This window comes from Kitasatospora sp. NPDC059599, assembly GCF_042735125.1.
In the GTDB taxonomy this organism is placed as follows: Bacteria; Actinomycetota; Actinomycetes; order Streptomycetales; family Streptomycetaceae; genus Kitasatospora.
Genome location: NZ_JBHWCL010000152.1, coordinates 1 through 23,784, shown reverse-complemented (window position 1 = coordinate 23,784; position 23,784 = coordinate 1). Strand labels below are relative to the sequence as shown.

Below are 23,784 nucleotides of genomic sequence, written 5' to 3'. Positions count from 1 at the left end.
GGCGGGGGGCCCACCGGGGGCGGCCCGGGGCCCCCCCCCCCGCCCCCGGCCCCCCCCCCGACCGGCCCGGCCTCAGGCCTGGCCGCCGGCCGCCTGCTCCTCGGCGACCTTCCGCTTCACCTCGGCCATGTCCAGGCCGCGGGCCTGACCGATCAGGTCCTCGAACACCGCCTCCGGCAGCGCGCCGGCCTGCGAGAAGACGAGCACGCCCTCACGGATGATCGCCAGCGTCGGGATCGACTGGATGCCGAACGCGGCGGCCAACTCCTGCTGCGCCTCGGTGTCCACCTTGGCGAAGACCAGGTCCGAGTGGCGCTCCGCCGCCTTCTCGTACACCGGGGCGAACTGGCGGCAGGGACCGCACCATCCGGCCCAGAAGTCGATGAAGACGAACTCCTTGCCCTCCGGACCGGGGACGATGTCGTCGAAGTTCTCCTTGGTCAGCTCGACCGTGCTGCTCATCTCGCGATTCCTTCCCTTCCGGAGGTGGCGGTACAGGCCATGTGCCCGCGACAACCGTGCCGGTCGGCACCCTATTCCGGGGCGTCCGGCGGCCCCCGCACCGACCGGCGGTCCCGGCGTTGAGCAGCGGGCCGCCACCGTCCGTACAGGAGGGTGTCCAGTCCGTCCAGGTCGCGGGAGGCACCCCATGCACAGCGAACCGCGCACCCGCCGGGCAGCCGTGCTGGCCGCCATCGGCATCGCGGCGGCCGCCCTGATCGCCGGCTGCGGGTCGTCGGGGGGCGGCAGTTCGAGTGCGCCGAGCACGTCGGGCAGCCCGAGCGCCCCGGCGAGCGCGACCCTGCAGACCGCCAAGAACCCCACGCTGGGCACGATCGTCACGGACAGTTCCGGCTTCACGCTCTACCGCTTCGACCAGGACGAGAGCAACCCGCCGGAGTCCTACTGCAACGGCAGCTGCGCCGTGATCTGGCCGCCCGAGCACGCCAACGGCGCCGTCACGGTCAAGGGCATCGACAGCAAGCTGGTCGGCACGGTCACCCGCTCCGACGGCACCCAGCAGGTCACCGTCAACGGCTGGCCGGTCTACCGCTACTCGCCGGACACCAAGCCCGGTGACACCAAGGGCCAGGGCGTGGGCGGCACCTGGTTCGCGGTGACCCCGAGCGGCGGCAAGGCGGCCGCCACGGCGAACTCCAACCCCATGCCCAGTACTCCGGGCTACTGACCGATGTCGACCGCCCTCGACCGGGAGGCCCGGGTGCGCAACGATGAAGTGGTGACCGAGGAGCACCCCGTCGGCGGCACCGCCGGCCACGGCACGGGGGCGTCGGACGAGGAGTTGATGCGCGCCCTGTACCACGAGCACGCCGGTCCGCTCTTCGGCTTCGTGCTCCACCTGGTCGCCGGCGACCGGCAGCGGGCCGAGGACGTCGTCCAGGAGACCCTGGTCCGCGCCTGGCGCAACATCCACCGCCTGGACCCGGGGGTGGGCTCGCTGCGGCCGTGGCTGGTGACCGTCGCCCGCCGGATCGTGATCGACGAGCACCGCAGTGCCCGGGCCAGGCCGCGCGAGGTGGACGCGTCGGCCCTGGAGGTGCTGCCCGCCGAGGACGAGCTCGACCGGGCACTGCGGATGATGACCGTCGCGGACGCGCTCGGCGACCTCTCGCCGGCGCACCGCGAGATCATCGTCGAGACGTACCTGAAGGGCCGCACGGCCAACGAGGCGGCCGCCGAACTCGGCATCCCGGCCGGGACCGTGCGGTCGCGGGTTTTCTACGCACTGCGCTCGCTGAGGCTCGCGCTGGAGGAACGGGGAGTGACATCGTGACCGAGCGTCCTGACCCTGTGCCCGGCGTGCCGGACGGTCCGGCCGGTGACCCCCGCAGCCCCGGCGGGCCGGACCGCGCCTTCGGCGAGCCGGAGCACGTCGACGCCGGTGCCTACGTCCTCGGCCTGCTGGAACCCGCCGAGCGCGCCGCCTTCGAGCAGCACCTCGCCGACTGCCCGCAGTGCGCCGAGCAGGTGGCCGAACTCGGCTTCGTGGAACCGCTGCTGGCCGAGTACGCGGGCTCCGCGAGGGCGGCCGGGCTGGACCCGGCCGGCCCCGCCCCGCACCCCGACCCGCAGCTCCTGGACCGGCTGGTCGCCGAGGTCGGCACCGTCCGGCGGCGCGGCCGGGTGCGGCGGCTGGTCCTGGCGCTGGCCGCGACCGCGATGGTGGCGGCGGGCCCCGCGGTCACGGCCGCGGTGCTCACCGCCGACAGCACCCCCGCCGTGGTTGCCGTGGCCGAGCAGTTCAGCGCCACCGACCCGGCCACCGGCGCGCACGCCACCGTCGGCGTGAACGGCACCACCTGGGGCAGTCAGGTCAGCATGCAACTCTCCGGCGTCCGGGGCCCGTTGACCTGCAGCCTGGTCGCCGTCTCGCACGGCGGCGGGCAGCAGACGGTGAATACCTGGGCCGTCCCGGCGGGCAGCTACGGCAACGACGGCGTGCTGCACACCACCGGCGGCGCGGCCCTCCAGCCGGGCGACATCGACCACTTCGAGGTGCGCGTACAGGACACCGGTGCCCTCCTGGTCGCCGTCCCGGCCCACCGGGCCTGACCCGCGCCCTGCGCGAGGACCCGGCTCAGTACGGCCCGTGCACGTGGTGGTACGCGGCCAGCCGCTCGATCCGGGCCGTTCCCCGGACACCGGGCCAGTGCGGATCCGGCTCGCCGGTGCCGGACATGTGCTCCCGCCGCCAGGTGCGGCTCCAACCGACCCGGATCGTCGGCTCGAAGCTGTGCGGGCGCCCGCACGGGCAGGGCGTCAGCACCCGCGCGCAGGAGCGGCACAGCCCGGCGTGGCCGTGGCCGGTCGGGACCGGCAGCGCGGGGCCCTCCTCCCCGCAGGCCGGGCAGCCGGGCAGCTCGGCGCCGTCCAGCAGCGCGTTCTGCCGCCGCACGTATGCGGGCAGGGTCAACGGCGGGTGCAGGAAGGGGTCGTGGAGCCAGGCGGAGTCCGGCGAGTCCCACCGGTACCGGTACTGGTCCCACCAGGGTGCCACCGACGTCTCCCGCCGCCCGGCCCGCTTCTGCGCCCGGCGCTGCCGTGCGTACTCCTCGGCCCGGGCCCGCCACAGCTCACGGGCCTCGTGCAGCTCCTCCACCGCGCGCACCAGCGCGTCGGGGTCGGTCTCCAGGTGCCGGGGCATCCGGCCGCTCACGGTGAGGTGGTGGTAGGTCGCCCGCAGGCCGTAGGGGGCGAAGCAGGTCAGGCAGGTCCGCAGCGCGCTGTGCCGCCGGTACGGCGGGAGCGAGGTGTCGTGCACCCGGGCGCGGTGGGTGTGGAAGCTGGTCATGCCGGGGGCTCCAGGCTCAGCGCGCGGGCGATCGCGGCGGTGACGGCGGGCGCGTGGTCGGGCAGTTGCCGCTCGGCCCAGCGCGCCGCCAGGGCGAGGAAGTCACGCAGGTCCCGCTCGGCCCCGGCGAGCAGCCGGCGCAACTCGTCCGGGGACAGCTCGATCACCGGGCTGTCGTCGTCCTCGGCGTCCTGGGTCAGCCGGACGGTGCGGCCGACCCATTCGACCCGGGCGTCCGGGTCGTGGCCGAACCAGGCCGTGCCCGCGCCGTCGGTCACGTCCAGCCATGCGCGCCAGTCCTCCAGGCCGGTGCAGCAGCCCGGTGCGAAGACGGTGCCGGTGGCGGTGTCGGTCACCCGGAGCCCGCCGGGGGCGAAGAGGTCCGGCACGGTGAGCAGCCCGTGCAGGAAGGCGCCCAGTGGGTCCTCGGGCCGCGGACCGCGCCCGTCGGCCTCCTCGGGGTCGATGTCGTTGCGGTCGGCGATCCGCCACACCGCCGTGCCCACCTCGGCCGGTGTCGACCGGCCGTCCAGCACCAGGTACTCCCAGCGTTCGTGCTCGCCCGTGGGCCAGAGCTCGAAGCCGTCGGGGGCGAAGATCTCCAGGACCGGCTGCATCGACATCATCGGGCGATCATGCCGGAGGCCGGCCGCGCCGGGCACGGCATTTACGCGGCGTCCGCGGCGATCGCGGCCAGCACCCGCCCACAGCGCCGGGCGAAGGCGTGCTGGGCGAGCGGGAGCAGCGGGCCGGCCAGCCGGGCGTACCGGGCGACGGGGCGGCTGAAGGCGGTGACGGTGAACCAGACCGACCCGTCGGGGCCCAGCTCGACCGCGAAGGTCTCCTCGCCGCGGGCCAGGTGGCCGTGCCGCGTTCCGTAGGTGAAGCCGTAACGGTCCGGGCCGTCGACGGTGGCCAGCACCCGGTTGGGGGCTCCCGCGCGCAGCGGGCCGAGGCCGATGGCGCAGTGGACGGCGAGGCCCGGGGCGGCCCGCTCGGCCCCGGCGTCGATCCGCACGCCCGCGAGCCGGTGCATCCGCCAGCCGAGCAGGGCGGCTCCGGCGACCTCCAGCGCGGCGCGGCCGTGGCCGACGAGGGCCCGGTGCCGCAGGTGGTGGTAGCCGTCGGGCAGTGCGCCGGTGGCGCTGGCGCCCTGCTCGGGGTAGCTGAGGTCGTTCATCGGTGGGCCTCCGCGGTGTCGGGCCGGCTGTCGATCCGGTGGTCGAGCCGCTTGTCGAGTCGGCTGTCGGGGCTGTCGGGGCTGTCGGGGCGGCGGTCGGGCGGGCTGTCGGGGCGGCGGTCGGGCGGGCCGTCGGGGCGGCTGTGGAGCCGGCGCCAGGCGAGGAGGGCGCAGAGGGCGAAGCCGAGGGCGTTGCCGACGCCGTGGGTGGCGGCCATCCAGGCCAGGGTGGGGTGGGGGAGTCCGGCGGCCCGGCCGAGTGCCCACCAGAGGGCGAGCACCATGGTGACCGCGAGGACGGCCGAGGAGACGGCGAGCAGCCGGGCGGTGGCGGTGTCGCCGCTGCGGTGGCGCAGCTCGCGCCAGGTGACCAGCCCGACCAGCCACATCCCGGTGGTCAGCACCAGGGCTCCGGCGAACTGCCACCAGGTGCCGAGGAAGTACCCGGCCAGCACCAGCAGGGTGCCGGCCGGGACGCTGAGCGCCGCGCAGCGGGCCGCGGTGGAGCCGGCCCCGGCGGTGCGGCAGACCAGCCCGGCGACCAGGGCGGCGGTGAACCCCGCGTAGTGGAAGTGCGGGACGGTCAGGGCCAGGATGTGCGGCTCGAAGCCGAACAGCGGGTAGCCGGAGCGCTCGGCGACCAGGGCGACCCCGGCGACCGAGGGCGCGGCGAGCGCGGTGAGCACCGCGACCTCGGCGGGTGCGAGCGAGCGGGTGCGGGCCAGCCGCAACGGTGCGTGCAGGGCGATGACCAGGGTGCCCAGCGCGTAGACGGCGGCGTTGCCGGTGGCGAGGCCGCCGTGCGGCAGCCAGAGCGAGAGTGCGCCGGGTACGGCCGCGAGCGGCCAGAAGCGGCGAACCCGGGCGAGCCCGGGTTCGTCGATCAGGGCGAGGCCGAGCGGGACGACGGCGCCCATGCCGAGCAGGACCAGGAGGTCCACCAGTTCGGTGGTGCCCTTTCCCATGGCGGACACACCCTTCTTGAACGTGTTCAAATGAGCTTCGCCGCCGACTCTACGTCGCTGACTTGAACGCGTTCAACTCGCCCCCGTCGCGGTCCCGGCCCGGCCGGCCTGGTGGGAACGCCGGGTGCGGCGCACTCTGGAGGGGTAACCGATGGAGGTGATCCGCCATGCAGACGCAGACTCTGGTCGGTTGGCACATCGAGATGGAGTTCCGAGAGGACGGGCCGCGCACCAGTGCCGCCGCCATGCTCCGGCTCGGCGACGGGACCGAACTGCGTGCCCACGGCTACAGCAGCCGCCACCCCTCCGACCCGGAACAGCTTCGGGTCGGCGAGGAGGTCGCCGGGGCCCGTGCGCTCAACGACCTCGCCTCGCAACTGCTCACCAAGGCCCACGGCGAGATCCAGGAGGTCAGCCCGGTCCCGACCCACCCGCTGTCGTGACCGCCCCGCGCCCGGCAGGCGGTGGCGCCGGACAGCAGTCGGGCCGCCCGCGGATCCCGCTGATCTGCCCGCGCTGCGGGCACGAGCAGCAGGTCGTCCCCGGCGGCCCGGAACGGGCGGTCAAGGTCGTCCACGTCGGGACCGGCCGGGAGGTCTGCGAGCCCGGGGACCTGGCGCGGGCACCTGACGACGGGACCTGAGGGCGGGACCCGCCGAACGGGACCCGCCGAACGGATCCCGGGGACGGGAACACGGGACGGGAACACGGGCACGGCGAACGTCGGCCCGAGCCCCGTCGGCCTGCGCCCCCGGGTCCCCGGGCCCGGGGGCGTACGGCGCATGCCCCGGCCGGGCCGACCGCCCGGCCCCCGGCCCGGCCGCCCTCAGTTGACGCAGTACGTGCCCGGCGGCTGCCACTCCGGCCCGACCAGGCGCTGCTCCAGCACGTTCGGGGTGATCCGGATCCCGACCGTCCCGGCCAGCCCGACCCGGAACCGGCTGCGGGCGAGCGCGATCAGCGCCGTCAGTCCGTACTTGTTGATGAGCGAGGCGCGGTAGCGCGCGGTCGCGTCGGCGTCGCAGAGCCGGGCGCGGGCCGGCACGCTGCGGCCGGTCCGGCGCCCGTGGGCGTCGCAGGGGCCGATCAGCACCCTGGGGTGGCGGCGGATCCGCTCGGCCTCGCCGGAGTGCGCGGGGGTCCAGATGCCGAGGGCCGTGCCGTCCGGCACCACCCAGAGCTGGGACTCGATCCGGTTGCCGTCCTCGTCGAAGGTGGTGAGCAGGAGGTACCGGCTGTCGGCGAGCCGGTCGGTTCGGTGGTGCACGACGTCCTCCCTCGGGGGCGGGGGCGGCTCGGTGCCCGTGGCGCCCGGCGCTCGTGCGGTACTCCTCGGCGGTCGGCCCGGGGGTCCGCGCGTGCGCAACCGGTGGGCTCGCGGGGCGGCCCCGCCGGTTGCGGGTAGGTGCCCCGGCCGGGCCACTCCATTCTGGTCCACCGGGGCGGGCAGTTCGAGGGGGCGGGGCTGCCCGTGTGCCGGGCGCGAGGCCGCTTGCCGACCGGGGACCGCCGGTCGCTAAGATCATCTCGCAACACGACGCGAAGGGGAGCAAGTGGCGCGGGTTGCGGTGATAGGCGGGGGTATCAGCGGGCTGGGGACGGCGCTCATGCTCGGACGGCGGGGCCACGCGGTCACGTTGTTCGAACAGGATGCCCGACAGGCCGGGGAGGACCTGGACGGGGACTTCTTCGACTGGGGCAGGCCCCGGGTCCCGCAGGCCGTCCAGCCCCACTCGTTCCTCGCTCCCGTACGCACCGTGCTGCGCGCCGAGGCCCCCGACGTCCACGCCGACCTGCTGGCGCGCGGGGCCCGGGAGTACCACGACTTCGACTGGTTCGACGAGCACCCGCCGCACCGGGCCGGCGACGAGGAACTGGTGACCCTGCGGACCCGCCGCATCGCGCTGGAGGCCGCCCTGACCGCGGCCGTCGGGCGGGAGCCCACCGTCGAGGTCCGGCGGGGCCACCGGGTGGACGCCCTCACCTTCGAGGAGGGCCGCCCGGCCCGGGTCACCGGGGTGCGGGCGGGAGCGCGAACGCACCGGGCGGACCTCGTGGTCGACGCCTCCGGCCGCCGCTCGTCGGTCCCCGACCGGCTGGTCGAGGCCGGCTGCCGCCCGCCCGTGGTCGAGAGCCACCGCACCGGGATCACCTACCTGGCCCGCTGGTACCGCCTGCGCGCCGACGGCCCGCGCGACCCCGGGCGGGTGAAGGGCGGCTCGACCGCACCGTTCGCGATGGCCGGCGTCTTCCCGTCCGACAACGACACCTTCGCGCTGAGCATGGTGCTGTCCACGGGTGATCCGACCCGCGGCGCTCTCACCGACCCCGCCGTGTTCGAGGCCGTCGCCCGGAGCTTCCCCGCGACCGCGGCCTGGCTCGCCCTGGAGCCCGAACCGCGCTCCGCCGTCCTGGCGATGGCCGGCCTGGACAACCGCTGGACCTCCCTCGTCGACGACGACGGACCCGTCGTCACCGGCCTGGTCAACGCCGGGGACAGCCTCGTCCACACCAACCCCACCCTGGGCCACGGCGTGGCCCTCGGCCTGCTCGCCGCCCAGTACCTCGCCACCCACGTCGACCGGATCGCCGCCGACCCCGCCGACTACCACGACTGGACGGTGCGGACCCTCCGGCCGTGGTTCGACGCCCAGGTGACGGCCGACCGGGCCAACGAGCAACGCCTCTCCGAGAACGCGCCGCCCGCCGACCGCCGGGCCGCCGCCCTGGCCGTCTGCGCCTTCGAAGACCCGGTCGTCATGCGGGCCCGGGCCCAGGTGCGCCACCTCCTGCGCACCCCGGACGAGGCCTACGGCAGCGACGAGGTGCAGGAGCGCGTCACCGCCTGGCTGGCCGCCCGCCCGGACTTCACGCCCGGCCACGACGGCCCGACCCGGGACCGGTGGGACGCGCTCATCCCGGCCTGAGCGCCGGCCCGGCCGGCGGCGACCTCCCGCGGGCACCGGCTCGCCGGCGGCGGCCCGGAGCGGCGAGGCCCGGTAACGGCGAGGGCCCGGTAACGGCGAGGGCCCGGAAACGGCGAGGGCCCGGAAACGGCGAGCGGCCCGGTAACGGCGAGGGCCCGGAAACGGCGAGCGGCCCGCCCGGTGTCGTGAGACACCGGACGGGCCGCGTACGCACCCGAGCAACCCCTGGGCGTCAGTGCACCAGCACCGGCACCGCGTCGTTCTCCGCAGCGCCCGCGTCGGCGCCCGCACCCGGGGCCGCACCGGGACGGCCGGCGTTGATGAAGGTGAAGGCGACGGTGGCCGCGGCCACCAGGATCCCGAAGGACACCCAGATCGCGGTCGAGAAGCCGTGCACCATGCCGCCGAACTGCAGCGCCTTGGCGGCCTCGGGGGAGGTGGCGGCCGCGGCGGTGGCGTGCGAGGCCAGCCAGCTCGTGGTCGCGCTGGCCGCGATGGTGTTCAGCAGCGCGGTGCCGATGGCGCCGCCGACCTGCTGCGAGGTGTTGACCATCGCGGAGGCCACGCCCGCGTCGCGCGGCTGGACGCCGTGCGTGGCGAGGCTCATGGCCGGCATGAACGCGGTACCCATGCCGAGGCCCATCAGGACCAGGCCGGGCAGGATCAGCGCCGGGTACGAGGTGTCCAGGCTGATGTGGGTCAGCAGGAACATGCCGATCGAGGCGACCAGGAAGCCGGGCGCCATCAGGTAGCGCGCCGGGACCCGGGTCATCAGCCGGGCGCCGATCTGGGTCGAGCCGGTGATCATGCCCGCCACCATCGGCAGGAAGGCCACGCCGGTCAGCACCGGGCTGTAGCCGAGCACGATCTGCAGGTAGTAGGTCAGGAAGAGGAACAGGCCGAACATGCCGATCACGGCCATGCCCAGCGACAGGTACACCCCGCCGCGGTTGCGGTCCAGCACCACGCGCAGCGGCAGCAGCGGGGCCTTGACCTTGAGCTCCACCACCACGAAGGCGATCAGCAGCACGGCGGCCGCGGCGAACAGGCCCAGGGTGCTTCCGGCCGTCCAGCCGGAGGACTCGGCCCGGGTGAAGCCGTAGACCAGGGAGACCAGGCCGGTGGTCACCAGCAGCACGCCGGGGACGTCCAACCGGTTGCGGTTGCGGCCCTCGGCGGGCTCGCGGATCACCATGACGGCGCCGGCGGCGGCCACGATGGCGAACGGGATGTTGACGAAGAAGGTCCAGCGCCAGTTCATGTACTCGGTCAGCAGGCCGCCGAGGATCAGACCGATGGCGCCACCGCCACCGGCGATCGCACCGTAGATGCCGAACGCCTTGGCGCGTTCCTTGGCCTCGGTGAAGGTCACCGCGAGCAGCGACAGTGCGGCCGGGGCGAGCAGCGCGCCGAACACGCCCTGCAGGGCGCGGGCGCCGAGCAGCATCGCGGTGTTGGCCGCGGCGCCGCCGAGCGCGGAGGCGAGGGCGAAGCCGGTCAGGCCGACGATGAAGGTCCGCTTGCGGCCCCAGAGGTCCGCGATCCGGCCGCCAAACAGCAGCAGGCCGCCGAAGGCCAGCGCGTAGGCGGTGATCACCCACTGGCGGTTGCCGTCGGAGATGCCCAGGTCCCGCTGTGCGGAGGGGAGGGCGATGTTCACGATGGTCGCGTCGAGGACGACCATCAGCTGGGCGAGGCCGATGAATATCAGCGCCTTCCAGCGCTGGGGATCGGGCAGTGTCGCCGGTCGGGCGTCGGTTCGGGACATGGGGGTACTCACTTCACGGTGCGTGGTGTGCGTGAACGGTCGACTGCCGTACGGGAACACCGGGTTGCCGTACGGTGAAAGGTGCTCGGAGCGCGTGCGCGGGCAGGCTCGGGGCGGTGCCGCTCAGGAGCGCGGGCCGCCCGGTGCCGTCGGTCGGATCGGGTGTGCCGGTCGGATCGGGTCTCGGATCAGGTGTGGTGGATCGGTCGGTTCCGGGGCTGGAAGTCGTCGAAGGTCGCGGCCCGGCCGGGCAGGACCGAACGGGCCGGCGTGCGCAGGCCGTCCAGGAAGATCTGCAGGTGCCGGTGCACGAAGTCGTCGAGCAGCAGGCACGAGGTGTTCGGCAGCGGCCGGGTCAGCTGGCTCATTGCGATGAACAGGTCGCCGTGGTCGACGTCCGGCCGGAGTTCGCCCGCGGCCCGGGCGCGCTCCATCAGCCCGCCCACCGCGGACTGCAGACGCTCCCGGATCTCGGCCAACTCCGGGTCGTGCGGGTCGACGTGACTGCTGAACAGTGTGCAGAGGCCGCCGACCTTCTCCGCGACGGTCGCGTGCGCGAACCGCTGCAGAGCATCGAACGGGCCACCGCCGTCAGGAGCTTCCGCCTCCACCGTCGCCGTCTCGGCGAGACCCAGGATGCGGTTCTTGACGAGCAGGACCACCTCGCGGATCAGTGCCATCCGGTCCGGGAAGTTCCGGTAGAGAGTGGCATTGCCGACCCCTGCCCGCTTCGCGATCTCGTCCAGCGGTGCGTCCGCACCGTGCTCGACGAACGCGTCCCGGGCCGCCAGTACGATCCGCTCCCGGTTCCGGCTCGCATCCGCACGCAACTTCGGCGTACGGGTGCTCCCCGCGGGACGGACCGACTCTTCGGCGGCGGTGGTCACGACGACTGCTCCTCCAGGATACCGGGGAAATTCTCCCCGCTTCTGCCAACGTAGTCGAAAACGGGGAATCTGTCCCCGGAATTTCCTCCCACGATGTGGCCTGCGTCACATCGCCGCGGCTCCGGGGTCCTCGTCGGTCCTCGCCCCGGGATCCTCGTCGACGGCGGTCAGATTGCTCTCCAGTCGCTCCAGCAGACGCGTCAGCGCGGCCCGGTCGGCCTCGTCGAGTCCGGCCAGCGTGATCGCCTCCAGCTCCCGCCAGGACCGCGCGACCCGGTCGCGCAACGCGCAGGCGGCCGCCGTCGCCTCGACCACCACGGCCCTCCGGTCGGTCTCGCTGCGCCGCCGGCGCAGGAACCCCGCCTGCTCCAGGCGCTGCACCATCCGCGTCACGGTGGAGGCGTCCACCCCGAGCTCCTCGATCAGCGCCGCCTGCGGCTGCGGCCCGCGCTCCCAGAGCAGCATCATCAGCAGCTCCTGGCCGGCGTGCAGGCCGTGGGGGCGCAGCAGGCGTTCGGCGTTGGCCCGGTGCAGCCGGGAGACCCGGGCGATGGCCTGGCTGGTGCCGCCCGCCTCGGCGAGGGGCTGGTTCCTTGGATCGCGCACGCGGTCATTGTATGGGCAATCAATGGGCAGTCAGCCTGCGGGTGACCGAGGGTGACCTGTGGCCATCGGGTGGATTCCCCTTGCGCCGACAGCGGTCGAGGCGTTTACTTGGCCGCGCAAGCAAAATGATTGGCCGCGCAAATAATGCGCGACCGAGGCGACCAGGGGAGCAAGCCATGCGAGTCATCAGCCAGACCGTGCGCGTCAACGACCCGGCGAACCCCGACGAGACGCCCCTCACTCGTGACGACGTCTGGGCCGGCCTGCTGCGCAAGGCCGAGAACGCGGTGCCCTTCGTCGCCGCGATGGACGAGTGCACCGTCCTGGAGCGCACCGGGAACGGTCTGGTGCGGGAGGTCGTCTTCCACGGGGAGCGGGTCCGCGAGGAGATCGTCTTCCACCCGAAGACCCGGGTCAGCTTCTTCCGCCGCGACGAGGTCGCCACCTGGGTGATCCACAACGACATCGACGAGGACGAGGACGGCCTCACCCTGACCTTCCGCGGCGAACTCGACCTCGGCGGCGGCGACGCCGAGGAGGCTGCCGCCGAGCGCATGCACGCGGGCTACCTCCTCGCCCTGCAGACCACCCTCAAGCTCTCGCGCGAGGCCGCCCGCGAGGCGTGACGGCCGGTTCCGGGGCCGTGGCGCGCGCTATCGTCGTAAGCCGGAAAGCCCGTAACCACTCGCCGGCGCGTGCGTTGACCCGGGGGGTGCCCAGGCGAAGGAGGAAGGCCCGTGACCGCGATCTCCGAGCGCCCGCAGATGCTGCCCGAGCAGTTCGAGGAGTTCGCCCGTCATCTGGGCCGGACCGTCGAAGGCATCCGGCTGGAGTTCATCAACGGGAAGCTGGGGATCAAGCCCGTGCCAGACGGCGACCACGGCCGCATCGTCCAGTGGCTCAACCGGATCTGCATTCAGGCCCGGCCGGAGCTCTACGTACATGACCAGGGGCTGAAGATCGAGGGCTACCGGGGTGGGTTCGCTCGCCCGGACGGCACGCTCGCCGATGCCGATGCCTTTGTGGGGCGGGGAGACTGGGCCACGACCGAGGACGTGCTGATGGTCACGGAGGTCACTTCGTTCGACTCCGACACCGATCGTCGGGAGCGCGTCGAGAAGCCCCGCGCCTACGCCGAGGCCGGTATCCCGGTCTACCTGCTGATCGACCGGGACTCCGCCGAGGTCGTCGTCCACAGCCAGCCGGACGGCGTCCGCTACGAGAGCGTCCGGACCCTCCCCTTCGGCAGGACCGTGCGGCTGCCGGACCCGGTGGGGATCTCCCTGGACACCGAGCCGCTGAAGAACTGGGTGCGCTGATCCCGGGCATGGCTTCCCCGGGGTGTCAGGGCTCGCGGCCTAGGCTGTGGGCGTCCCGGGCGGCCGGTGGGCCGCGGGAGTCGGGAGGGGCCCGGCGGCCGGGTGGGCGAGGAGGTCCGCGATGGGCAGCGGTGAGACCGCGAGGGTGCGTTGTGTGCCGGCCGTTCCGTGCTGGGTGAGCCTGATGTCCCGGGACCTGGACGGGGCCAAGGCGTTCTACGGACCGCTGCTCGGGTGGGAGTTCGAGACCGGCCCGGACCACTTCGGGCCGTACGTGCACGCGGTGGTCGACGGCGAGGCGGTGGCCGGCCTCGGGGTCGCGGGCGAAGGGGCGATCCCGGTCGCCTGGACCAGCTACTTCGGGACGGAGAGCGCCGACGCGGCCGCCGACGCGGTGCGCGAGCGCGGTGCGACGCTCGCGATCGGCCCGCTGGCCTTCGACTCCGGACGGGTGGCGTTCGCGGCCGACCCGGCGGGTGCCGTGTTCGGGATCTGGGAGGGCCCGCTGGGCCGGGCCCGCAAGCTGGAGCTGCCGGGGGCCCCGGTCTGGATCGAGCTGCGGACCCCCGACCCGTTCGCGGCGGCGCTGTTCTACGGCGAGGTGTTCCGCTGGGACGGCCGTGACCCGGAGCGCTTCGACGTCCGCTGGGAGCACGACCGGGTGGTGCTGCGCGCCGAGGGGAACAGCGTCGCCGCGCTGGCCAGGGAGGAGTCGAGCGGCCCGGCGGGGATGCCCCCGCACTGGGAGGTGTCCTTCGCCGTCCCGGACACCGACAAGGCGCTGGCCCGGGCGGTCGAGCTGGGTGGCGCGGCGCTGGGCCCGGTCTTCGACTCCCCGTACGGGCGGGTGGCCCGGCTGCGGGACCACGAGGGCGCCCGGTTCGCGGTGATCGGGCCGAAGCCCTGACCGTCGGGGGCGGTGTCACGGCCTGGGCGCACTGACCGCGGGGCAGCCGTGATCGACGGCGGGCCCGCGGTCAGTCGGCCGTTCCGAGCGTCTCGCGCTCGGCGCGCAGCCGGTCGCCGAGTGCGGCGCGGGCGGTGGCGGGCAGGGTCTTGCGGGCCGCGCGGAAGAGCTGCTCCTCCTCGCCGCGCAGGTGGCGCCGGAGGGTGTCGTCGAGGCCGCGCAGCAGGGTGTCGAAGGCGGGGTCGGCCGGGCGGAGTGCCTGTAGGTCGGAGAGGTACTGCCCGATCGCCAGGTGGTCGTGGATGCTGCTGAACACCAGTGCCCCGCCATCGGGCACGTCGTGCTGCACGACCGGGAAGAGGTGTTCCTCCTCGGCGGCGCAGTGGGCGAACAGCAGGTCGGTCAGCCTGGTGACCAGGTCGCCGCGGTCGGTGCTGCCGGCCGGGGCGGCCGCGATCGCGTCGAGCAGCTCGGTGACGGCCCGGTGGTCGGCGGTGAACTCGCCGAGGATGTCCGGCCTGCGGCTCATGGCTCGCCCGCCTCTCGCACGGAAACTGGCCCCCGTGCCTTCCAGTATCCGGCGTCGCGCCGGTCAGCCGGGTGAGCGGGCGGTCACCCTCCGCCCCGCCGCCCGGTGAGGCCGAGCAGCCGGGTCTGCGGGTCGGCGTCCTCGGGCACCGGCAGCGGCGGGTCGAAGAGCCCGCTGCCGGAGAGGTCGCCGTAGCCGGAGATCTGGCCGAGCGCGAAGTCGACGAGTACCGCCGGGAGCCGGGTGCGCCGTCCGGTGCCTTCGGCGAGGTCCCAGGTGTGGATCGCCAGGTCGGTGGTGAGCTGGTCCAGGTAGTACTGGCCGGAGACGTCCCCGAAGGAGAGGTGGACGGTCAGGTCGGCGGCGCCGGGGACGGCCCAGGCCTGGCGGGCGGCCTCGGCGGCGTCGGTCCAGGCGGCGACCGGGTCCGCGCCGAGCACGTCGCCGTCGAAGCGGCCGCCGACCTCGCCGATGGTGGCCCCCATCAGCAGTTCGGGAACCCAGAGCTGTTCGCCGGTGAGGTGGTTGACCAGGTCGCGGACGGACCAGTCGCTGCACGGGGTGGGGGAGTCCCACTGGTCGGGGGTGATCAGTCGGACGCGTTCGTCGAAGGCGGCCAGGGCCTCGGGGTACGGGGTGCCGGTGCGCACGGCCCGCTGGTGTTGCCTGCGTGGGGACATGCCTCCACCCTGCCCCGGGCCGGGTGGGGGCCGCGAGTCGCCCACGGACCGTCAGTTGTTCAAATTCGAACTCCAAGGTACGGTCGGGGGAGCGGCAGGTTCAAATTTGAACAATGGCGCCGGGGTGACGACCCCCGCCCGCCGCCCCACCACACGCACGCGCGCCGGCCCAGGCCGGCGGCGACCGACCGACCCCGATCGATGGAGACGCGCATGCCGAGCAGCAGCCCGAGCACGACCGCCGCCACCAGCCCCACCGTCCGCCCGGTCCGGGAGACTTCCGGCCCCGCGGCGACCTCCCCGCACGCCTACGACGCCGGACTCCTGCTCCTGCGCCTCGTCCTCGGCCTGACGATGGCCGCGCACGGCAGCCAGAAACTGTTCGGCTGGTTCGGCGGCGGCGGGATCGACGGCACCGGTCAGTTCTTCACCATGAGCGGCTACCCGGCCGGCAACGCCATGGCCGTGGTGGCCGGCCTCACCGAGACGCTGGGCGGACTCGCCCTGGCCGTCGGCCTGTTGACCCCGCTGGCGGGCGCCGCGATCGTCGGCACGATGGTCAACGCGATCGCCGTCACCTGGGGCGGCGGCTTCTTCGCTCCGAAGGGCAGCGAGTACGAGCTGCTGCTGACCGCCGGTGCGGCCGCGCTCGCGCTGACCGGCCCGGGCCGCTACGCGGTGGACCGCTTCCTGCCGGTGGTGCGGGCGCACCGCCTGGCGTACGGCGTGGCCGCCGTCGTGGTCGGCCTCGCGACGGCGGGTGTGATCCTCTTGCTGCGCAAGTAGCACGCACGCGGCGACCGCGCACGTGGCGCGGACGGCGACCGCGCACGTCGCGCGGACGCGGCAACCGGCGGGCCCGGAGGCCGTGGTGACGAACCGTCACCACGGCTTTCGCGCGTTTTCCCCGCAAACTGCACACAGTAGCCAGGGTTCACAAGGCCATGTGATGTGTGCCATGGTACATGTCACACTCCCCACCGTGTCCATGGCGGAACCGCCCCCACGCGGCACCGCCACCAACGGTCCTCGCCCCCCACCGGCCGCGCCCCAATCGCGGCCGACGACGGCCCGGAGGCCCCCACGTGAGTCCTTCACGTCTGCTGCGCATCGCGCAGCCGGCACGATTGCTGACGCTGTTCCTGTCCCTCTTCCTGGCGGTCGGCCTGTTCGCGCCGCAGAGCCAGGCCGCGCCCGCCGCCGCCCCCGGTGGCGCGCCCGCCCCCGCCGGCTCCGCCGGACCGGCGCCGCAGCCCGCCACCGGCACCCCTGTGCGGGGTACCCTCGAACGGGGCGTCGGCGAGCGGCAGTTCGCCTCCGCCGACCAGCGCGCCCCGCTGCCGCTGGACACCCGGCCGGCCGAGGCCCGGCAGGCTACGCAGGCCCGCAGCCTGGCGGCGGCCGAACAGGCCTGCAACACCGGCGACTTCACCGGCCGGACCGGCAGCGACCTGGTCCAGCACATCAAGGCCGCCGACATCCAGTGCATCAACAGCCTCTTCCAGCTCACCGGCGGCGACGCCCGCGGCGCGTTCCGCGAGGAGCAGATGACCACGGTCGCGTACGCGCTGCGCGACGCGGCGGGCAGCTACCCGGGCGACAACTCCACCTCCGTCGAGCAGTTGGTGCTCTTCCTGCGCGCCGGCTACTTCGCGCAGTGGTACCACCCGGGTGACGTCGGCACGTACGGCACCGCCCTGCAGACGGCGATCCGCTCCGGCCTGGACGCGTTCTTCGGCGGCGCGCACTCGCGCGACGTCGGTGCCGGCAACGCGCCGATCCTCGGCGAGGCCGTCACCCTGATCGACAGCGCGCAGGAGAACGTCCGCTACCTCCCGGTCGTCAAGCGGCTGCTGACCGACTACGACAGCGCCACCTGGAACCCGGCCGGCATGGCCTGGTCGGTGAACCCGGCGTTCACCGTGCTGTTCCGCGGTCACCAGGTGGCCGGCTTCGACGCGGCCGTCGAGGCCGACCCGAGCGTCCTGGACGCCCTCGCCGCCTTCGCGACCCGCAACAACGACCTGCTCGGCGGCGACTTCGGCGTGCTGGTCTACAACGCGACCAAGGAGCTGACCCGCTTCCTGAAGGACACGGCCCTCCAGGCCAAGGTCCGTCCGCTCGCCAAGGACCTGGTCGCGAAGTCCGCGCCGAACGGCCGCACCGTCTTCCAGTGGGCCGCGGTCGCCGACGCGGTCGGCTACTACGACGCCGCCAACTGCTCGTACTACGGCACCTGCAACGCCGCCGACCAGCTCAAGGCCGGCGTGCTGACGGTGAACTACACCTGCAGCCCGAGCATCAAGCTGATCGCGCAGGCGCTGGACAGCACCCAGCTGGGCACCGCCTGTACCAGCCTGACCGGTCAGGACGCCTACTTCCACTCGGTGGTCAAGGACAACGGTCCGGTCAAGGACGACGGGAACAACACGATCGAGGTCGTGGTCTTCCACTCCTCGCTCGACTACCAGGTGCTCGCCGCCGCCATCTACGGCATCGACACCAACAACGGCGGCATGTACCTGGAGGGCGACCCGGCGAAGGCCGGCAACCAGCCGCGCTTCCTCTGCTACGAGGCCGAGTGGGCCCGCCCGTCCTTCGAGATCTGGAACCTCAACCACGAGTACACCCACTACCTCGACGGCCGGTTCGACATGTACGGCGACTTCAACGCCGGCATGACCACCCCGACCGTCTGGTGGGTCGAGGGCTTCGCCGAGTACGTCTCCTACTCCTACCGGAAGGTGACCAACGACGCCGCCATCGCGGCGGCCGGACGCCACACCTACAAGCTGAGCGACCTCTTCGACACCGCCTACGGCGACCAGGACCGGGTCTACCGGTGGGGCTACCTCGCCGTCCGCTACATGCTGGAGCAGCACCGTCCCGACATGGACGCGGTCCTCGCCAAGTACCGGGTGGGGGACTGGGCCGGCGCCCGCACCCTGCTGAAGACCACCATCGGCACCCGCTACGACGCCGGCTTCGACAGCTGGCTGACCGCGTGCGCGAGCGGTGCCTGCGCCACCGGCCCGACGGTCCCGCAGGTGCCGGAGTGCACCGCGGCCGACACCCGGCAGCTGGACGCCGGCTGCGCCCGCAGCAACGTCGCGGCCACCACGGGCAACTACGCGCACTTCTACCTCCTGGTGCCGGCCGGCACCAAGCAGGTGAAGATCACCAGCAGCGGCGGCACCGGCAACGGTGACCTCTACTACAACCCGGCGGGCTGGGCGTACACCGACGGCTACGCCACGCGCTCGGCGGGCCCGGACAACTCCGAGACGCTGACCGTGACGAACCCGCCGGCGGGCTACGTCTACTTCAGCCTCTACGCCCAGCAGGGCTTCAGCGGGGTGACCGTCACGAGCGAAATGTGAGCCGAAGACGGCGAACGGACAGGTGACCGCCCCGGCGGAGCGCTTCGGCGCCCCGCCGGGGCGGGTCCGTTCCCGTTGCGTTCCGCGGGTGCCGGGGACCTGCGGCCCCGGCGGGCTCGCCGGTGCCGACGCCCCGGCCCGCTACCCGCCGAGCCGCACCAGCGCCAGGGTGATGTTGTCCGGCCCGCCGGCCTCGATCGCCGCCTTCCAGAGCTCGAACGCGGCCTTGCCGTCGGACCGTTCGCCGCCGTCCTCGGACCGGGCCAGCACCTCGGCCAGCTCCTCCTCGGGCACCGGGTCGGTCAGGCCGTCGCTGCAGATCAGGTACCGGTCGCCGGGCGCCAGCGGGGCCACCCGGACGTGCGGTTCGACGAAGGTGAGCCCGAGCGAGCCGCCGAGGGTCTGGGTGACCATCGAGGTGGTGCGCCGGCCGGGCGGCAGCGGCGGACTGTCGTCGACGCTCACCCGGCGCAGCCCGTCCCCGGTGATCCGGTAGACCCGGCTGTCGCCGACGTTGAAGACCACCGCCCGCTCGGGCAGCAGCACCAGCCCGGCGACGGTGGTGCCCATCGCGGCGAGTTCCGGCTCCCCGGCGGCGGCCGCGTAGACGGCCCGGTTGCACTCCTGCAGTTCCTCCCGGACGGCCTCCTCGCCGTCGAGGGCGTCCCCGTCGGCGGCGAGCCGGCGCGCGACGACGGCGCTGGCCACCTCGCCGCCGGGATGGCCGCCCAGGCCGTCGGCCACCGCGACCACGCAGGGCGGGCCGAGCGGGAACAGCAGGGTCTGCGGGTTGCTGGTGACCGTGGCGCAGAGCGTCCAGGGGCCGACCGTGAGGCTGTCCTCGTTGTGCTCCCGCACCAGGCCCTCGTGGCTCAGCGCGCTCACCGCGATGTACGGCGCCATCGTCCGCCGCCCTTTCCGGAGTCCCCGCCGATCGTCGACGCCCCGCCTCCCTTCCATTGTGGGCGGGAATACCCGGCCCCACCCGGCTGCTAAGGTGGTTGAAAGTTGGACTACCTGGGACGTGGTGATCAGCATGCAGTTCGGAATCTTCTCCGTCGGCGACGTGACGACCGACCCCACCACCGGCCGCACCCCGAGCGAGCACGAGCGGATCAAGGCCATGGTGGCGATCGCCCGCAAGGCCGAGGAGGTCGGCCTGGACGTCTTCGCGACCGGCGAGCACCACAACCCGCCGTTCGTCCCGTCCTCCCCGACGACCATGCTCGGCTACATCGCCGCGCAGACCGACCGCATCATCCTGTCCACCTCGACGACCCTGATCACCACCAACGACCCGGTGAAGATCGCGGAGGACTTCGCGATGCTGCAGCACCTGGCCGAGGGCCGGGTGGACGTCATGATGGGCCGCGGCAACACCGGCCCGGTCTACCCCTGGTTCGGCAAGGACATCCGCCAGGGCATCCCGCTCGCGGTCGAGAACTACGCGCTGCTGCACCAGCTGTGGCGCGAGGAGGTCGTGGACTGGCAGGGCCGCTTCCGCACCCCGCTGCAGGGCTTCACCGCCACACCGCGCCCGCTGGACGACGTCCCGCCGTTCGTCTGGCACGGCTCGATCCGCAGCCCCGAGATCGCCGAGCAGGCCGCCTACTACGGGGACGGCTTCTTCGCGAACAACATCTTCTGGCCCAAGGAGCACTTCCGGAAGCTGGTGAACCTCTACCGCGAGCGCTACGCCCACTACGGACACGGCACGCCCGAGCAGGCGGTCGTCGGGCTCGGCGGGCAGGTGTTCATGCGGAAGAACTCCCAGGACGCGGTGCGCGAGTTCCGTCCGTACTTCGACAACGCGCCGGTGTACGGCCACGGGCCCTCGCTGGAGGAGTTCACCGAGCAGACCCCGCTGGCCGTCGGCAGCCCGCAGGAGGTCATCGAGAAGACGCTGACCTTCCGCGAGACCTTCGGCGACTACCAGCGTCAGCTGTTCCTGATGGACCACGCCGGTCTGCCGCTGAAGACCGTCCTGGAGCAGCTGGACCTGCTCGGCGAGGAGGTCGTGCCGGTGCTGCGCGAGGAGTTCGCCAAGGGCCGCCCGGCGCAGGTGCCGGACGGGCCGACCCACGCCGCGCTGGTCGCGGCCCGCGACCGGAAGGCCGACGAGAAGGCCGACGAGGAGAAGGTGGAGGCGTCCAAGTGACCGCGTACAAGCTGGTGGTGGTGAGCGCCGGGCTGAGCAAGCCGTCCTCGACGCGCCTGCTGGCCGACCGGCTCGCCGACTCGACCGTGCGCCGACTCGCCCTGGAGGGGCGGGAGGTGGACGTCACCGTGGTCGAACTGCGCGACCTGGCCGTGGAGATCGCGAACAACCTCGTGACCGGTTTCCCCGGCGCCGCGCTGCGCGAGGCGGTCGAGACGGTCACGGAGGCGGACGGACTGATCGCGGTGACGCCGATCTTCACGGCGTCCTACAGCGGACTGTTCAAGTCCTTCTTCGACGTGATCGACAACGACGCGCTGACCGGCAAGCCGGTGCTGATCGCCGCCACCGGCGGCACGCCCCGGCACTCGCTCGCCCTGGAACACGCCGTGCGCCCGCTCTTCGGCTACCTGCGTGCGGTGGTGCTGCCGACGGCCGTCTACGCGGCCACCGACGACTGGGGCGCGTCCGGGGACGGCCTCACCGACGGACTGCCGCGCCGGATCGACCGCGCGGCGGGCGAGCTGGCGGCGCTGCTGTCCGGCCGGGCTCCGGCGGCCCCGGCGGTGCCGGCGGTGCCCGAACAGGTGGTGCCGTTCGAACAGCAGCTGGCGGCCCTGCGGGGCTGACCGGTCGGGACGGAAGGCCGAGGGGCGGGTGCGCGATGCGGCGCACCCGCCCTCGCCGTGCCCCGGCGGCGGCCCGGAAGTGCCCGGGGGCCGTCGGGTTCGTCCGGATGCGTGTCGGCCGCGCCGAATTGTCCGCTCTGCGATGTAATCATTCCCATGATCAGATTGATGGTGGTCCATCCGGTCGTCGGCACGGTGTCCTGAGCCCGGCGCCCCGAGGAGGACCACGACATGCAGCCCGAACCGCAGGCCCAGTCCGACCCGCAGGACGTGCCTGAACCTCGGCCCCGGCCCGAACCGCAGGCCGTGCTCTCGCCGCTGACCGGCGCGGCGATCTTCCTGGTGCTCACCGTCGGACCGGGGGGCGAGGACGCCGTCCGCGACCTGCTGCCCGACCTCGCCGGACTGCGCCGCTCGGTCGGCTTCCGGGCCCCCGAAGGCGGCCTCACCTGCGTCACCGGCATCGGCTCCGCGCTCTGGGACCGGCTCTTCGACGGCCCCCGGCCCGCCGCCCTGCACCCCTTCCGGGAGGTGGCCGGCACCCGCCACCGGGCCCCGGCCACCCCCGGTGACCTGCTGCTGCACCTGCGGGCCGAGCGGATGGACCTCTGCTTCGAGCTGGCCGGGCAGCTCACCGACCGGCTCGCCGGGGCGGCCGTCGTGGTCGACTCCGTCCAGGGCTTCCGCTACTTCGACGACCGGGACCTGCTCGGCTTCGTGGACGGCACCGAGAACCCCGAAGGCCGGGCCGCCGTGACCGCCGCGCTGGTCGGCGCGGAGGACCGGGGCTTCGCCGGCGGCAGCTACGTCGTCGTCCAGAAGTACCTGCACCGGCTGGACAAGTGGAACGAGCTGAGCGTCGAGGAGCAGGAGGGCGCGGTCGGCCGGACCAAGCTCACCGACATCGAACTGGCCGACGACGTCAAACCCGCAGACTCGCACGTCGCGCTCACCGTGATCACCGGCCCGGACGGCGAGGAGCGGAAGATCGTCCGCTTCAACATGGCCTTCGGCTCCTTCGCGCACGGCGGTGAGTCCGGCACCTACTTCATCGGCTACGCGCGCGACCCCGGGGTGACCGAGGAGATGCTGCGCAACATGTTCGTCGGCGACCCGCCCGGCACCACCGACCGGCTGCTCGACTTCTCCACGGCCGTCACCGGCTCGCTGTTCTTCGTCCCGACCGCCGACTTCCTCGGCTCCCCGCCGCCGGCGCCGGGCACCGCACCGCCCGCAGTCGACGGCCCGCCGGGCACCGCACGGCCCGCCGCCGACGGCTCGCTGGGCATCGGCAGCCTCAAGCAGACCCCCCGACAGCAGCCCGGAACAGGACCCCGCGCATGAACAACCTCCACCGGGACCTCGCCCCGGTCTCCGCCCCGGCCTGGGAGGAGATCGAGGAGGAGGCCCGCCAGACCTTCGAACTGCACATCGCCGGCCGCCGGGTGGTCGACCTGACCGGGCCCGAGGGCGCCGGGCTCGCCGCCGTCGGCACCGGCCACCTGACCGGCATCGAGCCACCCCTCGACGGCGTCCGGGCGCAGGCCCGCGCCAGCCGTCCGGTGGTCGAACTGCGGGTGCCCTTCACCGTCTCGCGCGCGGCCGTGGACGACGTCGAGCGCGGCTCCCGGGACTCCGACTGGCAGCCGGTCAAGGACGCCGCCCGCACCCTCGCCCTCGCCGAGGACCGGGCCGTCTTCGAGGGCTACCGCGCCGCCTCCATCGAGGGCATCCGGGCCGGCGCGACCAACCCGCCGGTCCCGCTCCCCGAGGACGTCCGCGAGTACCCCGAGGCCGTCAGCCGCGCCCTCACCTCCCTGCGGCTGGCCGGCGTCGGCGGCCCGTACTCGCTCCTGCTCGGAGCCGCCGCCTTCACCGCCGTCAACGAGACCAGCGACCACGGCTACCCCGTGCACAACCACCTGGCCCGCCTGCTCGACGGCGACATCATCTGGGCCCCCGCCATCGAGGGTGCCTTCCTGCTCTCCACCCGGGGCGGCGACTTCGAACTCGTCCTCGGCCAGGACGTCTCGGTCGGCTACCTCGCGCACGACGCCGACACCGTCCGGCTCTACCTCCAGGAGTCGCTGACCTTCCGCGTCCACACCGGGGAGGCGGCCGTCGCCCTCGGCGGCACGGAGCAGGGGGGCGGCCCGGACGGCCCGAGGCCCCCGGGACACCAGGAAGGGTACTGAGTGCCTTTACCAGGGGTACTGAGTGCCGTATTCTCTCCGTGGAGCCTCTGACGCCAGTCGAAGAGAGCCGGCACGGTACGCCGGTCCAGGTGGTGCTCGCGGCGCGCGGGTCGCGGCCGGGCCGGACTTGGCACTCAGTACCCTCGGCATGACCTGAGGCCATGGATCCAGTGCACCCGTGCACCCGTGACAGGAGAACCGCTCATGAGCTTGAGGATCGTCGTCTGTGTGAAGTACGTGCCGGACGCGACGGGTGACCGTCGTTTCGCGGACGACCACACCACCGACCGGGAGGGTGTGGACGGTCTCCTGTCGGAGCTGGACGAGTACGGCGTGGAGCA

At 73.5% G+C, this 23,784-nt stretch carries 27 protein-coding genes and 1 pseudogene; 16 read left to right on the top strand and 12 right to left on the bottom strand.

All coding sequences use genetic code 11. The features are described from left to right. Positions 1 to 72 precede the first annotated feature (72 nt). Positions 73 to 651: a thioredoxin family protein gene (locus ACFV04_RS36005; RefSeq protein WP_380535153.1), complete on the bottom strand. Its 579-nt coding sequence runs from the start codon at positions 649 to 651 to the stop codon at positions 73 to 75. On the opposite strand from ACFV04_RS36005, the gene ACFV04_RS36000 reads away from it, so the two are divergent. Genes ACFV04_RS36000 through ACFV04_RS35990 form a run of 3 tightly spaced genes read left to right on the top strand, consistent with a single transcriptional unit; the run spans position 650 to position 2,574 of the window. Further along, a complete protein-coding gene (locus ACFV04_RS36000; RefSeq protein WP_380535151.1) occupies positions 650 to 1,189 on the top strand; it encodes a hypothetical protein in 540 nt (179 codons plus the stop codon). The genes ACFV04_RS36005 and ACFV04_RS36000 overlap by 2 nt on opposite strands. 3 nt (positions 1,190 to 1,192) lie before the next feature. Continuing rightward, the gene (locus ACFV04_RS35995) at positions 1,193 to 1,795 is read left to right on the top strand and encodes a sigma-70 family RNA polymerase sigma factor (RefSeq protein WP_380348697.1); all 603 of its coding nucleotides are present in this window, start codon (positions 1,193 to 1,195) and stop codon (positions 1,793 to 1,795) included. Beyond that, positions 1,792 to 2,574 (top strand): zf-HC2 domain-containing protein, encoded by a 783-nt coding sequence (locus ACFV04_RS35990; protein WP_380348699.1) that lies wholly within the window; start codon positions 1,792 to 1,794, stop codon positions 2,572 to 2,574. Before ACFV04_RS35995 ends, ACFV04_RS35990 begins: the two co-directional genes overlap by 4 nt. Before the next feature lie 25 nt (positions 2,575 to 2,599). Here the strand turns inward: ACFV04_RS35990 and ACFV04_RS35985 are convergent, their stop codons facing one another. Genes ACFV04_RS35985 through ACFV04_RS35970 form a run of 4 tightly spaced genes read right to left on the bottom strand, consistent with a single transcriptional unit; the run spans position 2,600 to position 5,458 of the window. Continuing rightward, positions 2,600 to 3,313 carry a hypothetical protein gene (locus tag ACFV04_RS35985; RefSeq protein ID WP_380535149.1) on the bottom strand — a complete coding sequence of 238 codons (714 nt, stop codon included), beginning with the start codon at positions 3,311 to 3,313 and terminating at the stop codon, positions 2,600 to 2,602. Next, on the bottom strand, positions 3,310 to 3,939 hold the full coding sequence (locus ACFV04_RS35980) for a hypothetical protein (RefSeq protein WP_380535148.1): 630 nt from the start codon (positions 3,937 to 3,939) through the stop codon (positions 3,310 to 3,312). The genes ACFV04_RS35985 and ACFV04_RS35980 overlap by 4 nt, the downstream gene beginning before the upstream one ends. Before the next feature lie 41 nt (positions 3,940 to 3,980). After that, positions 3,981 to 4,493 carry a DUF1990 family protein gene (locus ACFV04_RS35975; protein WP_380535146.1) on the bottom strand — a complete coding sequence of 171 codons (513 nt, stop codon included), beginning with the start codon at positions 4,491 to 4,493 and terminating at the stop codon, positions 3,981 to 3,983. Continuing rightward, positions 4,490 to 5,458 carry a YndJ family protein gene (locus ACFV04_RS35970; protein ID WP_380535145.1) on the bottom strand — a complete coding sequence of 323 codons (969 nt, stop codon included), beginning with the start codon at positions 5,456 to 5,458 and terminating at the stop codon, positions 4,490 to 4,492. The genes ACFV04_RS35975 and ACFV04_RS35970 overlap by 4 nt, the downstream gene beginning before the upstream one ends. A 167-nt stretch (positions 5,459 to 5,625) precedes the next feature. Between ACFV04_RS35970 and ACFV04_RS35965 the strand changes: the two genes are divergently transcribed. After that, entirely contained in the window at positions 5,626 to 5,901 is a 276-nt protein-coding gene (locus tag ACFV04_RS35965; protein ID WP_360259705.1) for a DUF1876 domain-containing protein, read from the top strand. Continuing rightward, a complete protein-coding gene (locus ACFV04_RS35960; RefSeq protein ID WP_380535143.1) occupies positions 5,898 to 6,101 on the top strand; it encodes a hypothetical protein in 204 nt (67 codons plus the stop codon). The genes ACFV04_RS35965 and ACFV04_RS35960 overlap by 4 nt, the downstream gene beginning before the upstream one ends. Positions 6,102 to 6,284: 183 nt before the next feature. On the opposite strand, the gene ACFV04_RS35955 is transcribed toward ACFV04_RS35960, so the two are convergent. Further along, positions 6,285 to 6,725 carry a PPOX class F420-dependent oxidoreductase gene (locus ACFV04_RS35955; protein ID WP_380535141.1) on the bottom strand — a complete coding sequence of 147 codons (441 nt, stop codon included), beginning with the start codon at positions 6,723 to 6,725 and terminating at the stop codon, positions 6,285 to 6,287. 286 nt (positions 6,726 to 7,011) lie between these two features. On the opposite strand from ACFV04_RS35955, the gene ACFV04_RS35950 reads away from it, so the two are divergent. Then, positions 7,012 to 8,385 (top strand): FAD-dependent oxidoreductase, encoded by a 1,374-nt coding sequence (locus ACFV04_RS35950; RefSeq protein ID WP_380535140.1) that lies wholly within the window; start codon positions 7,012 to 7,014, stop codon positions 8,383 to 8,385. Between the two features lie 232 nt (positions 8,386 to 8,617). Here ACFV04_RS35950 and ACFV04_RS35945 read toward each other — a convergent pair whose 3' ends face one another. The 3 genes from ACFV04_RS35945 to ACFV04_RS35935 all read right to left on the bottom strand — a co-directional run bounded on the left by ACFV04_RS35945 (position 8,618) and on the right by ACFV04_RS35935 (position 11,646). Next, a complete protein-coding gene (locus ACFV04_RS35945) occupies positions 8,618 to 10,153 on the bottom strand; it encodes an MFS transporter (protein ID WP_360259697.1) in 1,536 nt (511 codons plus the stop codon). 188 nt (positions 10,154 to 10,341) lie between these two features. Further along, complete coding sequence (locus tag ACFV04_RS35940) at positions 10,342 to 11,040, bottom strand: TetR/AcrR family transcriptional regulator (protein ID WP_360259695.1); 699 nt, start codon at positions 11,038 to 11,040, stop codon at positions 10,342 to 10,344. 105 nt (positions 11,041 to 11,145) lie between these two features. Next, complete coding sequence (locus tag ACFV04_RS35935) at positions 11,146 to 11,646, bottom strand: MarR family winged helix-turn-helix transcriptional regulator (RefSeq protein ID WP_380535138.1); 501 nt, start codon at positions 11,644 to 11,646, stop codon at positions 11,146 to 11,148. A 176-nt stretch (positions 11,647 to 11,822) separates the two neighbouring features. Between ACFV04_RS35935 and ACFV04_RS35930 the strand changes: the two genes are divergently transcribed. From ACFV04_RS35930 to ACFV04_RS35920, 3 genes are all read left to right on the top strand, one after another. Next, positions 11,823 to 12,272: an SRPBCC family protein gene (locus tag ACFV04_RS35930; protein ID WP_380348718.1), complete on the top strand. Its 450-nt coding sequence runs from the start codon at positions 11,823 to 11,825 to the stop codon at positions 12,270 to 12,272. A gap of 138 nt (positions 12,273 to 12,410) precedes the next feature. Then, the gene (locus tag ACFV04_RS35925) at positions 12,411 to 12,965 is read left to right on the top strand and encodes a Uma2 family endonuclease (RefSeq protein WP_380348738.1); all 555 of its coding nucleotides are present in this window, start codon (positions 12,411 to 12,413) and stop codon (positions 12,963 to 12,965) included. 184 nt (positions 12,966 to 13,149) lie between these two features. Continuing rightward, positions 13,150 to 13,872, top strand: coding sequence for a VOC family protein (locus ACFV04_RS35920; protein WP_380535136.1), 723 nt, complete (start codon positions 13,150 to 13,152; stop codon positions 13,870 to 13,872). Between the two features lie 70 nt (positions 13,873 to 13,942). Here ACFV04_RS35920 and ACFV04_RS35915 read toward each other — a convergent pair whose 3' ends face one another. Continuing rightward, positions 13,943 to 14,401: a hemerythrin domain-containing protein gene (locus ACFV04_RS35915; protein WP_380535134.1), complete on the bottom strand. Its 459-nt coding sequence runs from the start codon at positions 14,399 to 14,401 to the stop codon at positions 13,943 to 13,945. An 83-nt stretch (positions 14,402 to 14,484) separates the two neighbouring features. After that, on the bottom strand, positions 14,485 to 15,081 hold the full coding sequence (locus ACFV04_RS35910) for a TIGR03086 family metal-binding protein (RefSeq protein ID WP_380535133.1): 597 nt from the start codon (positions 15,079 to 15,081) through the stop codon (positions 14,485 to 14,487). A 213-nt stretch (positions 15,082 to 15,294) separates the two neighbouring features. Here ACFV04_RS35910 and ACFV04_RS35905 point away from each other — a divergent pair, with 213 nt between their 5' ends. Together ACFV04_RS35905 and ACFV04_RS35900 are read left to right on the top strand one after the other, a co-directional pair. Then, positions 15,295 to 15,867: a DoxX family protein gene (locus ACFV04_RS35905; protein ID WP_380535131.1), complete on the top strand. Its 573-nt coding sequence runs from the start codon at positions 15,295 to 15,297 to the stop codon at positions 15,865 to 15,867. A 299-nt stretch (positions 15,868 to 16,166) separates the two neighbouring features. Beyond that, positions 16,167 to 18,461 carry a M9 family metallopeptidase gene (locus ACFV04_RS35900; RefSeq protein WP_380535129.1) on the top strand — a complete coding sequence of 765 codons (2,295 nt, stop codon included), beginning with the start codon at positions 16,167 to 16,169 and terminating at the stop codon, positions 18,459 to 18,461. Between the two features lie 141 nt (positions 18,462 to 18,602). On the opposite strand, the gene ACFV04_RS35895 is transcribed toward ACFV04_RS35900, so the two are convergent. Continuing rightward, positions 18,603 to 19,364 carry a PP2C family protein-serine/threonine phosphatase gene (locus tag ACFV04_RS35895; protein WP_380348728.1) on the bottom strand — a complete coding sequence of 254 codons (762 nt, stop codon included), beginning with the start codon at positions 19,362 to 19,364 and terminating at the stop codon, positions 18,603 to 18,605. A gap of 133 nt (positions 19,365 to 19,497) precedes the next feature. Here ACFV04_RS35895 and ACFV04_RS35890 point away from each other — a divergent pair, with 133 nt between their 5' ends. The 5 genes and pseudogenes from ACFV04_RS35890 to ACFV04_RS35870 all read left to right on the top strand — a co-directional run. Continuing rightward, the gene (locus tag ACFV04_RS35890; protein ID WP_380535127.1) at positions 19,498 to 20,619 is read left to right on the top strand and encodes an LLM class flavin-dependent oxidoreductase; all 1,122 of its coding nucleotides are present in this window, start codon (positions 19,498 to 19,500) and stop codon (positions 20,617 to 20,619) included. Further along, positions 20,616 to 21,248 (top strand): FMN reductase, encoded by a 633-nt coding sequence (locus ACFV04_RS35885; RefSeq protein ID WP_380535125.1) that lies wholly within the window; start codon positions 20,616 to 20,618, stop codon positions 21,246 to 21,248. Before ACFV04_RS35890 ends, ACFV04_RS35885 begins: the two co-directional genes overlap by 4 nt. Positions 21,249 to 21,479: 231 nt before the next feature. Next, on the top strand, positions 21,480 to 22,592 hold the full coding sequence (locus tag ACFV04_RS35880) for a Dyp-type peroxidase (protein WP_380535124.1): 1,113 nt from the start codon (positions 21,480 to 21,482) through the stop codon (positions 22,590 to 22,592). Next, a complete protein-coding gene (locus tag ACFV04_RS35875) occupies positions 22,589 to 23,443 on the top strand; it encodes a family 1 encapsulin nanocompartment shell protein (protein WP_380348732.1) in 855 nt (284 codons plus the stop codon). The genes ACFV04_RS35880 and ACFV04_RS35875 overlap by 4 nt, the downstream gene beginning before the upstream one ends. 204 nt (positions 23,444 to 23,647) lie before the next feature. Next, a pseudogene (locus ACFV04_RS35870) lies at positions 23,648 to 23,784 on the top strand (electron transfer flavoprotein subunit beta); the annotation flags it as partial.

Excerpts from the sequence above, each read along its gene's own strand:
- ACFV04_RS36000 (WP_380535151.1), top strand. The coding sequence starts at position 650 with ATGCACAGCGAACCGCGCACCCGCCGGGCAGCCGTGCTGGCCGCCATC.
- ACFV04_RS36005 (WP_380535153.1), bottom strand. The coding sequence starts at position 651 with ATGGGGTGCCTCCCGCGACCTGGACGGACTGGACACCCTCCTGTACGG.
- ACFV04_RS35995 (WP_380348697.1), top strand. The coding sequence starts at position 1,193 with ATGTCGACCGCCCTCGACCGGGAGGCCCGGGTGCGCAACGATGAAGTG.
- ACFV04_RS35985 (WP_380535149.1), bottom strand. The coding sequence starts at position 3,313 with ATGACCAGCTTCCACACCCACCGCGCCCGGGTGCACGACACCTCGCTC.
- ACFV04_RS35980 (WP_380535148.1), bottom strand. The coding sequence starts at position 3,939 with ATGATGTCGATGCAGCCGGTCCTGGAGATCTTCGCCCCCGACGGCTTC.
- ACFV04_RS35975 (WP_380535146.1), bottom strand. The coding sequence starts at position 4,493 with ATGAACGACCTCAGCTACCCCGAGCAGGGCGCCAGCGCCACCGGCGCA.
- ACFV04_RS35970 (WP_380535145.1), bottom strand. The coding sequence starts at position 5,458 with ATGGGAAAGGGCACCACCGAACTGGTGGACCTCCTGGTCCTGCTCGGC.
- ACFV04_RS35965 (WP_360259705.1), top strand. The coding sequence starts at position 5,626 with ATGCAGACGCAGACTCTGGTCGGTTGGCACATCGAGATGGAGTTCCGA.
- ACFV04_RS35945 (WP_360259697.1), bottom strand. The coding sequence starts at position 10,153 with ATGTCCCGAACCGACGCCCGACCGGCGACACTGCCCGATCCCCAGCGC.
- ACFV04_RS35930 (WP_380348718.1), top strand. The coding sequence starts at position 11,823 with ATGCGAGTCATCAGCCAGACCGTGCGCGTCAACGACCCGGCGAACCCC.
- ACFV04_RS35925 (WP_380348738.1), top strand. The coding sequence starts at position 12,411 with ATGCTGCCCGAGCAGTTCGAGGAGTTCGCCCGTCATCTGGGCCGGACC.
- ACFV04_RS35920 (WP_380535136.1), top strand. The coding sequence starts at position 13,150 with ATGTCCCGGGACCTGGACGGGGCCAAGGCGTTCTACGGACCGCTGCTC.
- ACFV04_RS35915 (WP_380535134.1), bottom strand. The coding sequence starts at position 14,401 with ATGAGCCGCAGGCCGGACATCCTCGGCGAGTTCACCGCCGACCACCGG.
- ACFV04_RS35910 (WP_380535133.1), bottom strand. The coding sequence starts at position 15,081 with ATGTCCCCACGCAGGCAACACCAGCGGGCCGTGCGCACCGGCACCCCG.
- ACFV04_RS35905 (WP_380535131.1), top strand. The coding sequence starts at position 15,295 with ATGCCGAGCAGCAGCCCGAGCACGACCGCCGCCACCAGCCCCACCGTC.
- ACFV04_RS35895 (WP_380348728.1), bottom strand. The coding sequence starts at position 19,364 with ATGGCGCCGTACATCGCGGTGAGCGCGCTGAGCCACGAGGGCCTGGTG.
- ACFV04_RS35890 (WP_380535127.1), top strand. The coding sequence starts at position 19,498 with ATGCAGTTCGGAATCTTCTCCGTCGGCGACGTGACGACCGACCCCACC.
- ACFV04_RS35880 (WP_380535124.1), top strand. The coding sequence starts at position 21,480 with ATGCAGCCCGAACCGCAGGCCCAGTCCGACCCGCAGGACGTGCCTGAA.
- ACFV04_RS35875 (WP_380348732.1), top strand. The coding sequence starts at position 22,589 with ATGAACAACCTCCACCGGGACCTCGCCCCGGTCTCCGCCCCGGCCTGG.